Annotated in this window: 9 protein-coding genes; 5 read left to right on the top strand and 4 right to left on the bottom strand. The window is 48.2% G+C overall.

Annotated elements, in window-relative coordinates; translation table 11 throughout:
• Window positions 1-17 precede the first annotated feature (17 nt).
• Window positions 18-1,325 carry a hypothetical protein gene (locus tag NIES593_RS15325; RefSeq protein WP_073600407.1) on the bottom strand — a complete coding sequence of 436 codons (1,308 nt, stop codon included), beginning with the start codon at window positions 1,323-1,325 and terminating at the stop codon, window positions 18-20.
• Between the two features lie 328 nt (window positions 1,326-1,653).
• Here NIES593_RS15325 and NIES593_RS15320 point away from each other — a divergent pair, with 328 nt between their 5' ends.
• The 3 genes from NIES593_RS15320 to NIES593_RS15310 all read left to right on the top strand — a co-directional run bounded on the left by NIES593_RS15320 (window position 1,654) and on the right by NIES593_RS15310 (window position 8,091).
• On the top strand, window positions 1,654-3,270 hold the full coding sequence (locus NIES593_RS15320; protein ID WP_073600406.1) for a serine/threonine-protein kinase: 1,617 nt from the start codon (window positions 1,654-1,656) through the stop codon (window positions 3,268-3,270).
• A 54-nt stretch (window positions 3,271-3,324) separates the two neighbouring features.
• Window positions 3,325-6,297, top strand: a complete 2,973-nt coding sequence (locus NIES593_RS15315) for a methyl-accepting chemotaxis protein (protein WP_073600405.1) — start codon at window positions 3,325-3,327, stop codon at window positions 6,295-6,297.
• Window positions 6,298-6,360: 63 nt separating this feature from the next.
• Complete coding sequence (locus NIES593_RS15310) at window positions 6,361-8,091, top strand: response regulator (RefSeq protein ID WP_073600404.1); 1,731 nt, start codon at window positions 6,361-6,363, stop codon at window positions 8,089-8,091.
• 22 nt (window positions 8,092-8,113) lie between these two features.
• Here the strand turns inward: NIES593_RS15310 and NIES593_RS15305 are convergent, their stop codons facing one another.
• Window positions 8,114-9,460, bottom strand: a complete 1,347-nt coding sequence (locus NIES593_RS15305; protein ID WP_073600403.1) for an ABC transporter substrate-binding protein — start codon at window positions 9,458-9,460, stop codon at window positions 8,114-8,116.
• Window positions 9,461-10,032: 572 nt separating this feature from the next.
• Here NIES593_RS15305 and NIES593_RS15300 point away from each other — a divergent pair.
• Together NIES593_RS15300 and NIES593_RS15295 are read left to right on the top strand one after the other, a co-directional pair.
• Window positions 10,033-11,019: a TauD/TfdA family dioxygenase gene (locus NIES593_RS15300; RefSeq protein WP_073600402.1), complete on the top strand. Its 987-nt coding sequence runs from the start codon at window positions 10,033-10,035 to the stop codon at window positions 11,017-11,019.
• Window positions 11,020-11,043: 24 nt separating this feature from the next.
• Entirely contained in the window at window positions 11,044-12,207 is a 1,164-nt protein-coding gene (locus tag NIES593_RS15295; RefSeq protein WP_073600401.1) for an MFS transporter, read from the top strand.
• Window positions 12,208-12,221: 14 nt separating this feature from the next.
• Here NIES593_RS15295 and NIES593_RS15290 read toward each other — a convergent pair whose 3' ends face one another.
• Both NIES593_RS15290 and NIES593_RS15285 read right to left on the bottom strand, forming a co-directional pair.
• Complete coding sequence (locus tag NIES593_RS15290) at window positions 12,222-13,673, bottom strand: ABC transporter substrate-binding protein (RefSeq protein ID WP_073600400.1); 1,452 nt, start codon at window positions 13,671-13,673, stop codon at window positions 12,222-12,224.
• A 411-nt stretch (window positions 13,674-14,084) separates the two neighbouring features.
• Window positions 14,085-14,819, bottom strand: coding sequence for an MgtC/SapB family protein (locus NIES593_RS15285; RefSeq protein WP_073600399.1), 735 nt, complete (start codon window positions 14,817-14,819; stop codon window positions 14,085-14,087).
• Window positions 14,820-14,855: the final 36 nt, after the last annotated feature.

Raw genomic sequence — 14,855 nt, 5'->3', positions numbered from 1 at the left:
TTGTCACTCATGAAAAACTAATATTTCTCTAAATCTTTTAAAGATCGATGGATTTTTTCGTGGATCTGGCGCAGAGAAGGAAGCATCTCTAGTCGAGTAGGATTAATTTTAGACATCGCTTGAATTTGTCTTAATTTTCTCTCCAAGCTTTCAGCCAATCGCAAGGCTTGCTGTCCTAATTCATCCATTTGCCGCTGTTGATACAACTCCGATGCTTTGCCTCGCAACACTTGCAGCGTTCCTTCCTCCCCGTATTTACCCGGTATGACCTGCCAGCGCAGTAACAAACGTTCTTGCCGATAGTATCGTTCTAGTTCTCCTTTTCTCGCTTGTTGAAGCGGCGTAGCGGGTAGCTTGAGCAATCGCTTAAACTCGTCGATCGTGCCCTGGAAAACCGATGGCGTTACTTTTTCCAAAGACAACTGCAAAACGCCATTTTTACTCCAAAAAATGCGTCCGTGATGGGGATGTCGTTCAAAATAGAGTCGCCCGATCCCTTCGCTGAGCACTCGAGTCAATAATTCTTGCCATAGCTTTTGGGGCGACAATTTCGCCAGAAAGTCAAGAGATTGCGACGTCGAGTAGGTTTGTACTTCCAATAGCGGTTGGGAAGCGACATCGGATAGCTTTTCCGCTGGCGAATTAGCGTTTTGGGGCGAAGCCGAACCGAACATCCTCTCTGCTAGCTCTGGGGGTAGCTCATCTAGACCATCGACAATTAGAGTCGGTTGTTCGTTAAAGTTAGTAGCAGATGGAGGGGGAGGGAAAGCATCGGAAGCACTGTCTGCCAAGCTGGGCGATAGGTCTTCTGGGTTATCAACGATTAGCGTCGCTCGCTCGTTAATTAGTGCCGAGTGATTGTTGAAATGAGTTGCGGAGTCGGCATTTGGTCGTTCCAACGCGATCGCGTCATGAATTAGCGTTGGCTGGGCATTGAAATTAGTTGGAAGTTGGGGAATCTGTTGTTGCGTCAACTTCGCGTCTTGGAGGTCTGAAGGAGCTGCTTGCAGAGAGTTTGAATGAGCAGAAAGAATGAGTTGCAGCGTTTTAGAATCTATGGGCTGAATTTTTAGACAATAGTCGCCGGAAGATAAAAGGGACCGGACGTAATCGAGCGCTGCCGCATCTTTCAAGTTTACCATCCCCAGAGTCAGATGCTTCTCGACTAGCGATAGCGGTAAAAACTGATGGTAAAGGCAAGCTGCTTTAGGAATGAGCGAGTCGATCAGCCGAAAGGCTTGCTCGAAATTGCTGACTGACCAATCCGTCTGAGCCGGAACGGGTTCGGGTTGAGAAAATTGAAAAGGGTTGCTGGGTTGGGGCATTGTTTTTCACACAGAAGTAATGAATTTTGTAAAACTAATTGTTACTTTCCCAAACAAAATATAGCTGTATAAAGATAACATGACTTAAATTCTATTAAACCGCTACTTTGAGAGAAAGGGGGAATTGATTTTAGAGTTTTTCAACGTTAGCTTTTGTTTGCTGTAAAATGCCTTCTAAGGATAAGCTTTTCGCAAGCTTGTTACTCGTTGTGTATCGGTTAAGTCTTTAACTTTATCTCGTCAAACAGATTTCAATTGTAAATAAATAACTGGCTATCGACATCTCTAATTGTGTCAAACTTCCATCATTTATTAAAAAAGCAAGAGGATGACTGCCTTGAAAACCAGCCAGTGCATGAATCCTAATTGCCTCTATCATCATCCATACAACAGTACGAACTGTCAGCGATGCGGTGCAAACTTGCTATTGGCGGCTCGATATCGAGCCGTTCGCCAAATTGGATCTGGGGGATTTGCTCGAACGTTTGCAGCAGTGGACGAACATTTGTTGGACAATCCCTGCGTTATCAAGCAGTTTTATCCGCTTCCCCAAAGCAGCAAAGCTTACCAGAAATCTTTAACTTTGTTTCGGCAAGAGGCAGAAATCCTCAAAAAATTGGGTCAACACGCTCAGATTCCAGAACTACTGGCTTTTACAGAGCAGGAGGGACGATTGTATATCGTCCAGGAATTTATCGAAGGGCTTGATTTGTATAGAGAAGCTAAAGAAAGCGGAGCTTTTAGCGAACAAAAAGTGCGGCAAGTTCTCGTCGAGTTGCTACCAGTTCTTCAATATATTCACGAACGACAGATCATTCACCGAGATATCAAACCGAGTAATATTATCCGGCGATCGCAGAGGTCTCTGGTATTAATCGATTTTGGCGGTTCTCAACAGCTAAGTGCTGACTTCCCTATTGGGAAAAGTCCGATTACTGGAACGCCAGGATATGCCGCCCCCGAACAAATGCGAGGAAGCGTTTCTCCTGCCAGCGACCTCTATAGTTTAGCTATGACTTGCATTCGATTGCTAACCGGATGCTTCCCAACCGATGAGGAGGGCGACCCGCTTTTTGATGTCGAGCGCCAGCAGTTTAACTGGCAAGAGCGGGGCATTTCGGTGAGTGCCCAGTTAGAAGCTATCCTAAACAAAATGTTGCAGTGGGAAGCGAGCGATCGCTTTCAGTCTGCCGCAGAAGTCCTGCAAGCCTTGACTTTAACGCCAACGATAACGCTAACAGACAAAAAAAATCTGACTCCTACCGTTTCCGTCCTTCCAAATACCACTTGCTTCAAAGAAGAACAATCCAACGCTAGTGATGATGGGTCGGAAAACCCACGCCAGCAATTCCCCCAACTAAGAGACCCCCGACGCGCTGTACCCATGACGGTTGATTACAGCCAACTGCGATCGCTACTAGCGACAGGGAACTATGGAGAGGCAGATCGCGAAACCTGGAATTTGATGCTGCGAGTCGCCCGTCGCGAACAGGAGGGATGTTTGAATCTCAACGCGATCGAACAATTTCCCTGCACGGATTTATATACGATCGATCGCATCTGGCAGGATTATAGCAACGGACGCTTTGGTTTTAGCTCCCAGAAGCAAATTTATCAGCAATTGGGGGGAACCAGTGAGTTCGATTACGAGATTTGGAGAGCTTTTGGCGATCGCGTCGGCTGGTACGCAAAAGGAAAATGGTTGAATTATCATGAGTTAACCTTCGAACGATCGGCAGTCCCAGGACATCTGCCAGCTTGTTTCGTTGACGTTTTCAATCGGGCGGGGGTAGCGCGAGGGGTTTGCGGTTGGTGGCGACTGGGGTTTGTGTCTTTGGTGGGGAGAATGGATGAATGTAATTGCCAGAGCGAGCCATCTTCCGACGATCGCCAAAAAGAAATAGGCAAAAATCTTCATCGGTTAGTAGATAGGATTTTATCCTAGAAGTGCGGGCAAAAAAAGAAATTTTAGTCAACTGCTCCAAGCGAGGTTCGATTTATGTCCCAGTCTCCGTCCCCAAAGTCTAGTAAAAATCCAGACAATCCTCCCGATTCTGCCCAGAGAATCGACAATCTTCCTCCTCGTCCCGAATTAGGAGCGCCTCAGCGGCAAGCAGAACCGAGGCGGCAGCAGAGCGGGCAACGCGAGCAGAGTCTGAAATCGAAAGTATTAGCGATCGCGATCGCCATCGGCACGATCCCTCCGCTCATCGTGGGGACGGCTACTTATATCGGCAATCAATCGTTCCAGAAGGAGCTAGAGCAAGCCGGATTGCTCGCAGAAAAACTCGCACTCCAGAACCAACTGTCCCTCCTGGGATTGGGAACGGCAGCCACCGCCGCGATTGCTGGCGCGATCGCAGCAATTGCCGCCAATCGAACCTTGCGACCAGTTCTCAATGCCGCCGAAACCTCAAATCAATTGGTCAATCGACTGCGGCGAGAAGACACGAGAATTCGCGATCGCGTAGCGGGCAAAGATGAATTAGTGGCTTTGAAAACAAACCTCAGCTTGCTCGACGAACAACTGCCAGACCTACTTTGGAAACAAGAAGCCGAAGCCGAACGCTTTCAAATTTTGATGAAAATTACTCGTCGCCTGCGGGAAGCGCGCTCTCAAGAAGAAGTCCTCAGATTTGCCGTCGAAGAAGTGCGTCAATCCCTCAGAACCGACCGCGTAGCCATCTTTCGCTTCGACGCTAACTCTAACGTCGAGGGGGTAATCGTCGAAGAATCGGTGGCGGCGGGCTGGCCGAAAATGTTGTGGGCGACGCTCTCAGATGCCTGTTTAGAGGAATATGTCGAACTCTATCGCAACGGTCGCGTCAAGGCGATCGACGATATTCATAACGCAGGTCTTAACGATTGTCATATCGGGCTGCTGGAGCGATTTGCGGTCAAGGCAAATCTGATTGCTCCCATTCTTAAAAAGAATCGGCTGTTTGCCTTACTGATTGCCAATCAATGCTCTGCGCCTCGCTATTGGCAGTCCGCCGAAATCGATTTGTTGGCTCAAATCGCAACTCAAATCGGTTTTGCCCTCGACTACACGCAAACGCTAGAACAGTTAGATACGAAATTCGATCGCGCACAGCTATTTATCGAAATCACGCGCCGCATTCGCGAGTCTTTAGTCGAGGAAGACATTCTCAAAACGACGGTTGACGAAGTGCGTAAGGCAATCAGAAGCGATCGCGTCGTCGTTTACAGTTTCGACGACGAATGGTACGGAACCGTAGTCGCCGAATCGGTAGTACCGGGATTGCCCAAGGCAATTCACGCCCGCATCAAAGACCCCTGCTTTGCCCAAGGCTATGTCGAGCAATATCAAGCGGGTCGGGTACAGGCAACGCCGGATATTTACCAGGCTGGCCTGACCGAATGTCACCTCAAACAACTCGAACCGTTTGCGGTCAAAGCCAATTTAGTTGCCCCTATTCTCAAAGACGGGCGATTATTCGGGTTGCTCATCGCCCATCAATGCTCTGCCCCGCGCAACTGGCAGCAGTCAGAAATCGATTTCTTTACCCAGATAGCGATGCAAGTCGGTTTTGCCCTCGACCAAGCCAGACTCCTCCAGCGCATGGATGCCGAAGCGGTACGAACCGAGTTATTAGCCTACCTTTCCCGCCGCATTCGGGAATCGCTCAACGAAGAAAGCATTCTCAACACTACGGTAGAAGAAATCCGTAAAGCCATTAGAGCCGATCGCGCGGTCGTTTATCGCTTCAACTCCGACTGGAGCGGCTATATTGCCGCCGAATCCGTGCTATCCGGCTGGATACATGCCCTAGAACATCGAATTGAAGACCCTTGCATTCCCGAACAGTTGCGTCAAGCTTATCTAAGGGGTCGCGTCGTTCCCACTAGCAACGTCTTCGAGGCGGGGTTTCATCCCGAACACTTGCAGTTAATGGAACGGTTAGAAATCAAGGCGAATTTAGTAGCTCCGATTATTAGAGACAATCAGTTATTCGGGTTGCTAATCGCCCATCAGTGCTCTAGCTACCGCACCTGGCAGCAAGCCGAGATCGATCTCGTTGCCCAGCTAGCCCTACAGGTCGGATTGGCCCTCGACCACGCACGGCTGCTTTCTCAGGTAGAGCAAGCTTACCACCAAGCCGAAGGATTGGCTTACCAACAGCGCCAACAAAAAGAAGTGCTTCTGGCTCAAGTTGCCGAACTGCTCAGAAATAGCCAGACTGCCGTCGAAACCCTCTCGACCGAAGCGATGAGTCAGATGGAATCGGTGACGGCTGCCTACAATCAGATTAAAGAAGTCAACAATTTAGCCCAAACCACGAGCGCCAGCGCCCAACAAGTAGACATGCACAAGCAGCAGGTCGCTCAAATCGTCCAGTTTTCCCAACGGGCGATGGGTCGTATCGTTAAAGGGATGGCTGCCATTCAAGAAACGGCATTGGCAGCAACCGAGCAAGTCAAGCGTCTCGATCGACCCTCTCGCAAGCTTGCCGAGATCGTCGATATGCTCTCTCAGGTAGCATCGCAGATGAAGCTTCAGGCAATGAATGCAGCCCTGGAAGCGGCGAGAACCGGAGAGGCAGGCAAAGAATTCGCGACAATCGGCGAAAAAGTGCTGGCTTTGGCGCGGCAGTTGGACGCCGATATTGCCGCGATCGCTCCTTTGGTCGAGGAGATCCAAGCACAAACCCGACAAGTGGCTGCCGCGATCGGAACCGGACATGACAGGGCGATCGCAGAAAGTCAGGTAGTTAGCGAAACTCAAAAAGCGCTTCAGCAAATTGCCACCGTCAGCGAACGAATGAACGCGCTAGTAGCGGAGATCGTCCAAGCTGCCGATCGCCAAGCACAAACCTCCGCCTCGGCAAGCCAATCGGTTCTCAATGTTGCCAATCTTGCCAGCCGAACCTCGGAGCAATCAATGGCAGTAGTCGAGTCCTTCAACAAGCTAGCAGCAGTTGCCCACCAACTTCAGAGCGAAAAGCCATAGTCATCCGGATTTTGAATTCTATGCGTTGAATTCTAAACAATAGACGATGACAGGAAACTAACGATGACCCTCGATCCCGATTTCCACGACCAAGCCTATCATCTCTTCGTCGAGGAAGCGCTAGAACTCCTACAGCAGCTCCAAGAAACGTTGCTAAAACTCCCTGATGACCTCAGCCTTACCAATGTTTATGGATTGGTGCGGGCGGCGAGTACTATCAAGAGTGGTGCAGCCCAAGTTAAATTAACCGACATCTATACTCTAGCCGATCGGTTCGAGAATTTTTTTCGTCGAGTGTGGCAAGAAAAGCCGATCGTCGATTCCGAACTCGCAGATCTGCTCTGGCAGGCTTATGAATGTCTGCGCCAATCTCTGCTGACCCAAATTCAAGCCGATCGCGAGGAGGGGGCAAACGCGATCGCCAAAGCGGAACCCATTTTTACCCGACTCGAAGCCTACCTGACTCCTGTGCCAGACGAGCTAGAAGAACTACTGGCGCTCGATGATGACCTGGAGCGAGAGGAGGAAGAGACAGAATCGCTGTTGAACCAGGAAGTTCCTCAAGCGCTGGCAAATCTGGAGGCGATCTTGTCTCGTCCCAAAGCCTCTAACCTGGCAACAGCACTCATGGCTCAAATCGAAGAGTTTTTAAGCTTGGGCGAACTGTTAGAGATCTCCGAGTTTGTTGCCGTTGCCCAAATTACGCTGGCAACCCTGCAAGTGAGTCCTCAAACGGCTCCTACTATCGGACAGCTGGCTTTAGCAGGTTTTAGAGGCATTTGGAAGGCAACCGCCAAAAGCAGTTTGACGACAAAAGTCAAACACGAGGATTTATGGGACGCAGAAATCCCTATCGCAGAACAGTTTTTGGAACTGGAACGAGAGCGGATGGTTTTCCCAATCGCTGGCCCACAGGAAACCTTAAACGAGGAACGAACGCTGAAGACGGCTAATTCGCTCGTTTGGTTGGCGGGTTCTGCTGCCTTTGTCGTCTCTTGCCAACAAGTCCGAGAAATTTTGCTAGCTCAAGGCAAATGCTCCATCGATGCGAGCGGACGGCAGTGGTTACACTGGCAAGATAGCGATCTTCCTCTTTACCGCCTATCCGAACTGCTCGAATACAATAGCCCCCTGCCAGTTGGGATTGGAGGTACAACCGATCCTAGCGATCTTATGGTCGTCGTCCTCGATCTCGGTCGGCAGACAATCGCCGTCGAGTTAGCCGTCGATCGCCTGATGGCGGTGCCGGAAATGGTCGTCAAGCCTTTTGGCAGCGCGATCGCACCTCCAAGTTACTGCGCTGGCTGCGCGATTCTGGAGGACGAAAATTTGGTCGCGGTCATCAATATTGAGGCTTTACTCGCTCAAAAGCTCGACCGAATGCCGATAGCCGTAGGGGCAGGTTCCAAACCTGCTCCTGCTACGATTTTGGCGATCGACGATTCGCGCACCTCGCGGCGGGTGCTTGTTTTGACTCTGCAAAAAGCAGGGTATCGAGTCATACAAGCGCAAGATGGAGAAGAAGGCATGCGGCAATTGCTCCAAAATCCAGCCGTCGATTTGATTGTCAGCGACATTGAAATGCCTAATCTCAATGGCTTTGGCGTTCTCAAATCTTGCCGTCAAAACCCGCAGCTAGCTAAAATACCCGTCATCTTGATCAGTACGTACAGTAGCGATCGCCACCGTCGCCTGGCAAGGGAATTGGGGGCTGCTGGCTATCTCAGCAAGCCTTTTGACGAGAGAAAATTACTCGCGATGCTCGACGCGATTTTGAAACAGAAGGTTAGATAATCGGCGCGATCGCACTTGTAACTTATTGAGCAGGAGACACTTTATCGATGATTTCCAGCGTTCCGTCATCTTTTACCGTCCAGACATCGTAATTTCCTACAACATCTCCATATTCATCGATATCGACGTTACCGCTAGCACCTTGATAGTCGATATCTTCACCTTTTTTGACTAACTCTATGGCTTGGCAAGCATCGGTTACGGCAGTACCCGGAGGTCCGGCGACTTCGCGGATTTTACTCTTAATCCCCTCTCCCGTATTCGTTTTAGCTGCTTGTGCAGCTAGCATCAAGAGAACCGCTGCATCCCAGGTATGGGGCACGTAAGCCGTTACCTCTTTGCCCGTCTTCTCTTTCCACAGCTGGGTAAAGTTGGCTAATGCTTTCCCGTCAGCTCCCGGAACCGTTCCTAAAGCACCGCTAATAATCGATTTGCCGTCGCTGGTTTTGCCCACCGACTTAACAAAATCTTCCGAATAAACCCCATCAGTTAGAAGCAGGGTTACGCCTTCGGTCAATCCTTGCTTGTAGGCAGCTTCTAGTAGCAAACTGCCCGTCTCGGCATAGAGGACGGCGGCGACGGCATCGGGTTTGCCTGCAAAAGCAGCAGCCGCTTCGCTATCGAGGGTCGCTGCCTTGGGATCGTAGCGAACGGGGTTACTTTTATCGGTAATCTTGCCGCCTTGTTTTTCAAAAGACTTTATAAATGACTGCTCGAAACCAACGCCATAGTCATTGTTGATGACGACAGTCCCGACATTCTTGAAACCTTTTTTATTTGCCAGCGCTGCTAGAGCTTGTGCCTGATAGGTATCGGGAGGAGCCGTTCTCGCCCAATAGCCTTGCAGCTCTCCTTTTTGGGCGCGTTCGGTAAAGACGGGGCTGGTGCTGCCCGGAGAAACTAACATAATCTTGTTTTGGATGGCGATATCGACTGCCGCACCAGACACGCTGCTGGCAAACGAACCGATAACGCCAGCAACTCGATCCGATTCTGCCAGTTTTGTCATGGCTGCCGCACCAGCAGCCGGATCGGTTTGATCGTCTTCGGCGATTAGTGTAACGGGTTTTCCGTTGACTCCTCCGCAGGCATTTATCGTGTCTACTGCTAACTTGGCAGCATCGGGCATATTTTGTCCGATCGATGCTAGGTCGCCCGTGATTGGCAGTAGTGCCCCCAACTTTAATCCCTCGCCACTGCCAGTCGCGGCATCGGGAGAGGCTCCTGGGGAAGCTGGGGGTGCCCCGCCACCTTCAGTAAGCATGCTTGTGTCGCAAGCAGTAGTTAGAAAGCTAGTTGTCAAAGTAGCGATCGCAAGGGTCAATGCAAGGGGAGACTTAACGCGACGATTTTTTTGGGTTTGGCTCATGGCTTTACTCTTCTCCAACTCCGATGACAGTAAATTTTAACGAAATCTTTAACTAATTCAGTAAAGATTCTGCCAGTTTGCGATCGCCAGCAGAGACTAAAGGCTCGATCGCCTGTCAAGCAATTGACCTGTACTAGGCAATTTTTCTGGCTAGTTTTCTAAGCATTAAAATTTGGTTTCAATCATTTTTTAATTCATTGATTTGTTAATAATTAAATAAGGTTTAGTTTATAAAAAAATCTTGGACTTTTGTAGTTTTTAATCTAAATTTAATTTTTTATTAACTCATCCTTCACTTATTAGTTGTTTAATCAACAAGGTGCCCAAAAATTATAATTTTTAACGTTGGGGCTACGATTTCCGTTGGTTTGTTCCTAACTGCCTTGAATCTCAGATCTTGTATCTTTGGTATTAATGTCTAGAACTAAAGTTCTAGGCTCAAAACTCAACTCGATTAAAATAGACTGAAATTCTTTTTCGGTCGAACAAGAAATTAATGACAGCAGCAGTTGTTGAGAATGGTACAAGATCTCAGTTGAATCGTAGATTATCAACCTAACTTAGTAAGTGTGATGCTTTTCCACAAAGAAGATTTAGCTCCAGGAATAGGTAGATTTGCATTTTCGGATATCTGGAACAAAATTGGTCTAAAAATCACAGAGACAATTGACGAGTTTTACGACAAGCCGGTTGCCAAAGGATTTTATCCTCACTTTAACGAGATAACTTTTCGCCAAGCGGTTTTGTCTGTTAGTGCTGAGCTTAAGGCTTTGCAAGAAAACCTCAAACAGCTTCTGAGCGACCGATACTGTGCTATTTTTTTGGATCGAACCCATCTATGTTCGTTTTCTGAAATCGATCGCAACAAGTTACTCTATGCACTGAGTTTAGCTCTAGGTTACCCTACGCCAACCGACCCTCGTATCGGTAAACTGCTTTGGGATGTAAAGCCTCGGTATCTTCCAGCCGGATATTTTGCCACCTACTCCGAACACAGCGATCGTGCCGATCTCCATACAGATACGCAATACTATTTACGACCAGAAAAGTATTTTCTACTGTATGTTGTCCGAGCAGCCAGATGTGGTGGCGGAAAATCTCTCATCTGCGATAGTCGCGAGGTCAAGAATCGTTTGCTCGAAACAGAGCAAGGACGCAAAGCCTATGAGACCTTATCAACCTTCAAGTTTCCATTTCGGATTCCCACAACCTTTACAGAGGCAGGAACCATTGGATCGGTCAAAACTACTTTAGCCCCTATCTTCAGTAACGAACCGTTTATTCGATTTCGCTACGATACTCTTGAGAAGGGATTTCAATCTCGTCGGGATCTCGATGTCCCAGAAGCTCGCAATGCCTTAAAAGTTCTTCTTGATGTTTTAGAAAACAAGGCGAACGTGGTGGAATATTACATGAGCGACGATGCTTTAGCAATCTGCAACAATCATGTAGCACTTCATGGTCGTACCAGTTTTCAGGATCGAGATCGCCATCTCATCCGAGTTCGTATGAGCAGTCAACCTGTAGTTTCTAAGCCAACGCTCTTAGCTACTGCTTAATAGCTTCGATCTACGATTTTTATTTTGCTGAGCCATTTCTTTAAAAAAGTCAATACACGAGTTTTAGCCATAGCCCTAGCAGGCTTTAGCGCTTTTCTCAATCTGTATGCTACGCAGTCGCTTCTTCCTCTTTTCTCGCAAGTCTTTCATGCTTCTAAAGTGGAGGTAAGTCTGACAGTTAGCGCAACGACGATTGCAGTTGGTCTGGCTGCCCCGTTGGTTGGTATTCTTGCTGACGTTTTAGGTCGCAAGGATGTTATCGGTGCGGCGATCTTTGGGCTTTCTATACCAACTTTCTTGACGGCAACCGCCCCCGATCTGGATGCGTTAATTGGGTGGCGTTTTGTACAAGGTCTTTTTATCGCAGTAATCTTCTCGGTGACAATTGCTTATATTAGTGAGGAGTGGGCAGATGTTGGAGTCGGCTCGGCAATATCTGCTTATATTACTGGTAATATCGTTGGCGGAGTTTTGGGAAGATTTCTCTGTGGGGTGGTTGCCGACCGTTTTAGTTGGCGTTTGGCTTTCGTTATTCTTGGGTGCTTGAACTTAGTTTGTGTTTTTGTGGTTTTGGCTTGGCTACCGCGATCGCGAAATTTTGTCCGTCAGAAAAATCTAATCGCCTCGGTGCGTGCTTTTGGCATGCATCTGCGCAATCCCCGCCTCTTAGCAGCCTATGCGGTGGGATTTAACGTGCTTTTTGCCAACGTTAGTACGTTTACCTACGTTAGTTTTTACTTGGCGGCACCGCCATTTTATTTGGGAACCACAGCTCTAGGGGCAATTTTTTTCGTCTACTTGCTTGGTGCTGTGGTAACGCCCATAGTAGGAAAATGGCTTGACTTGATTGGCTATCGCCTTGTGTTGACGATCGCGATCGCGGCGGCTGGCGTAGGCGTAATGATTACGCTAGTGCCAAAATTGTGGCTGGTAATTATCGGACTCGCGCTCGGCTCGTCAGGAATTTTTGTCTGTCAGTCAGCCGCCAAAAGCTACGTTGGCGCAGTCGCCCAAGAGGGACGATCTTCAGCCACCGGACTCTACGTGTGTTGCTTTTATATAGGCGGCAGTCTTGGTGCAATACTTCCTGGTTTTGTCTGGTCGCTAGGCGGTTGGTCGGCTTGCGTAGGGCTTATCGTGCTCGTCCAGCTACTGACAGGAGGAATAGCGCTTGTCTATTGGCGCTAATAGTCTATTGCTCTTTATCGATTAACTGGTAACTGACCGCTGACGGCTGGCTTGAGAATAGCAAAATCGTAACCCGTGTCAGAGGTTTTTCCGGGCTGAATCTTAACCAGTACTGCTGTTCCATAGCGATCGCCAGAGGGGAGAAAACGAATTTCTCCCGTAGCTCCCTTGAAGGAAAAGCCAGAATTGGACAAAGCTTTTTGCAAAGCATCGCGCTTCGGCTCGGACTTCAAACCCGCGATCGCCACCTCAGTTGCATCATAAGCAGTTGCCATGCGCCAGTTTCCCATGCCGCCCCAAAGATTTCTGGCATTTTTCAAATAAGTCTGGTCGCCATTAGCTGCTGGATGCCAAGCCACTGCTAATACCATCCCATTAACATTCGTTTGTCCCTGTTTTAGGGTTTCAAATGCATACATAGTTTGATTGCCAAACATTGCGAGTCGATTTTGATTCGCTTGCGCTACATCGATCGCTTGATTGATTTTCTTAATCGAAGGAGCTAACACCAAAGCATCGGCTCCATCGCTAATGGCTTTTGAGGGAATTTCTGTCGCGTTGAAATCGGCGTTGGCAAAATCGCAGCTTGTATCGGTTACTTGACCCCCAGCCGCTACGGCAGCCCATATAAATTCCTCTTTAAAAGACGCACTGGCTTTATCTGTGGAATCGGCACATATGGCGATTTTCGATTTGCGTGCGGTTTTGACGGTGTATTGTGCCAATGTCTCGGCAGTGACTCTAACGCTGGGAGTCGTGCGAAATAGATAACTTCCGATTCCTGAAAGCTCATTAGCGCTGCTAGTGGGAGAAATCGCAACTAAGCCTCCCGCTTGATAGATGGGAGCCGCCGCGATCGAAGCATCGCTAGCATTATGTCCGATGACTGCTAGGATCTGGCGTTTTTTAACTAATTGTTCGGCTATTTTTTTGGCAACTTCTGGATCGTTTTCATCGTTGGCAATTTGAACTTGAATGAGTCTTCCCCCAATCCCGCCTTTTTGATTGATTTGGTGCTGAGCCTGAGCCACGCCTCGCAGGATTTCTTTGGCAATATTTAAATTTCCACCGATAGGCACAACTGCGCTGATAGCAATCGAATCTCCTCGTTCGGCTGCTTGTGCATTGTTCATATAGATCCAGGCTTCCGGATCGTTGCGATTGAGTTGCAGCGACGAATTAAGTAGTTCGACGGCTTTGGTATAGTCGCGACTGGCGAATGCCTTAGTTGCCGCTTGTTTGTCGGGACTGTTATCCGCCGTCACCAAAATTCGCTCGCCCATGCTCATGCGTCTTTGAATGTCTTGGCTGGTGAGCGATTTTGACAAACCTGATAATGTTTTAGAAGGGTCGGATGTACCTTGGCTACCAAACACTAAGATCGCGAAACCGATCGAACTGAGCATAGCAACGTAGGCGAGAAGAACTAATTTTTTTTTGTCGATTTGGATTTTGTTGCCTACCATGGCTTCCCCGCGCTCCTATATAACAATTGCTACAGTCGGATCGAAATCACATGCGATCGATATCGTTGAGTCGGCAAGAATACGTAAATTTTTCAGCAAAAACTCTAGCTCTTCTAGTTGGTAACTCGCACTAACGCTTGATTGGCTTCCCGCAGGTTTGGCTCAAGCACGATACATTTTGCGAATCTCTCACCAGCACAAGAGAGTTTTGTTCTCTGCTTATCTTAACCTTACCATTACCGAAAATTTAATTATCCATAAATAACGGCTTGTTGTCCATCGGTAATTTCACTTAAATTTTACATTATACTTTACATTATTTTACATTAAATTTTACGTTATTTCCGATATAATCGTCATAAACTAAGTCAAGCAACGCTTTTTGCTATCTTTTTTTTCGATATTTAAGTTTTATTCGCGATCGCTCGGCACTAACTCCCAACTAACGCGATCGATTTTTGTCTGTTGCTTGAGCGTATTTAATACTTGCTCTATCAGTTCTAATTCATCAGCATTCTCTCCGCAGAAGAAATCGGCTTGAATCTCTACTACTGACGATTGAGTTGGATCCCCACTTCTTATCATTTTGCTGTGAATTGCAGTCAGCGTCAGCTCTCTCTCTCTAAGTGACTGAAATAACAAAGTGCGAACGTTCATTTCATCTTCTGCTTGACAGATCAACCAACAGCGATAGTTGATGCTTGGTTGCGTTTGTGCCGCTAGATTGCCATTCCCATCAACTTGTTGAAAGATAGGAATGAGCGGTCGCAGAAGAAAGTTGGCTCCCACAACAACTATTGCTCCGATATAAGCTTGCAAGAAAAAACCCGAACCTGCCAGCGTACCGATCGCGGCTGCACACCACAAAGTCGCTGCTGTATTAATGCCGCGCACGCTAGCACCCTCGCGCAAAATCACGCCTCCTCCGAGAAAGCCTATTCCAGAAACGACTTGAGCAGCCACCCGCGTCGGACTCGCATCGCCCGGAGTCATAGCCGACATCATGACAAACATGGCTGCACCGAGAGATACTAAAACATTGGTTTTGAGTACTGCTCTTGTTTTGAGCCACTGCCTCTCGACTCCGATCGCAGCACCAAGGATAAAGGCAACCAGTAAGCGTACAACAAAATCTGTCCACGACATTACTTAGGTCTCCGCATTAATCATCAGGTCATTAGT

Source organism: Hydrococcus rivularis NIES-593, assembly GCF_001904635.1.
Lineage (GTDB): Bacteria > Cyanobacteriota > Cyanobacteriia > Cyanobacteriales > Microcystaceae > Hydrococcus > Hydrococcus rivularis.
The sequence above is the reverse complement of the archived record's forward strand: the minus strand, read 5'-3'. Positions and strand labels throughout refer to the sequence as shown.

Bases quoted from the DNA above. Each gene is read 5' to 3' on its own strand.
- NIES593_RS15300 (WP_073600402.1), top strand. From the start codon at position 10,033: ATGCTTTTCCACAAAGAAGATTTAGCTCCAGGAATAGGTAGATTTGCA.
- NIES593_RS15305 (WP_073600403.1), bottom strand. From the start codon at position 9,460: ATGAGCCAAACCCAAAAAAATCGTCGCGTTAAGTCTCCCCTTGCATTG.
- NIES593_RS15320 (WP_073600406.1), top strand. From the start codon at position 1,654: ATGACTGCCTTGAAAACCAGCCAGTGCATGAATCCTAATTGCCTCTAT.
- NIES593_RS15315 (WP_073600405.1), top strand. From the start codon at position 3,325: ATGTCCCAGTCTCCGTCCCCAAAGTCTAGTAAAAATCCAGACAATCCT.
- NIES593_RS15290 (WP_073600400.1), bottom strand. From the start codon at position 13,673: ATGGTAGGCAACAAAATCCAAATCGACAAAAAAAAATTAGTTCTTCTC.
- NIES593_RS15310 (WP_073600404.1), top strand. From the start codon at position 6,361: ATGACCCTCGATCCCGATTTCCACGACCAAGCCTATCATCTCTTCGTC.
- NIES593_RS15325 (WP_073600407.1), bottom strand. From the start codon at position 1,325: ATGCCCCAACCCAGCAACCCTTTTCAATTTTCTCAACCCGAACCCGTT.
- NIES593_RS15285 (WP_073600399.1), bottom strand. From the start codon at position 14,819: ATGTCGTGGACAGATTTTGTTGTACGCTTACTGGTTGCCTTTATCCTT.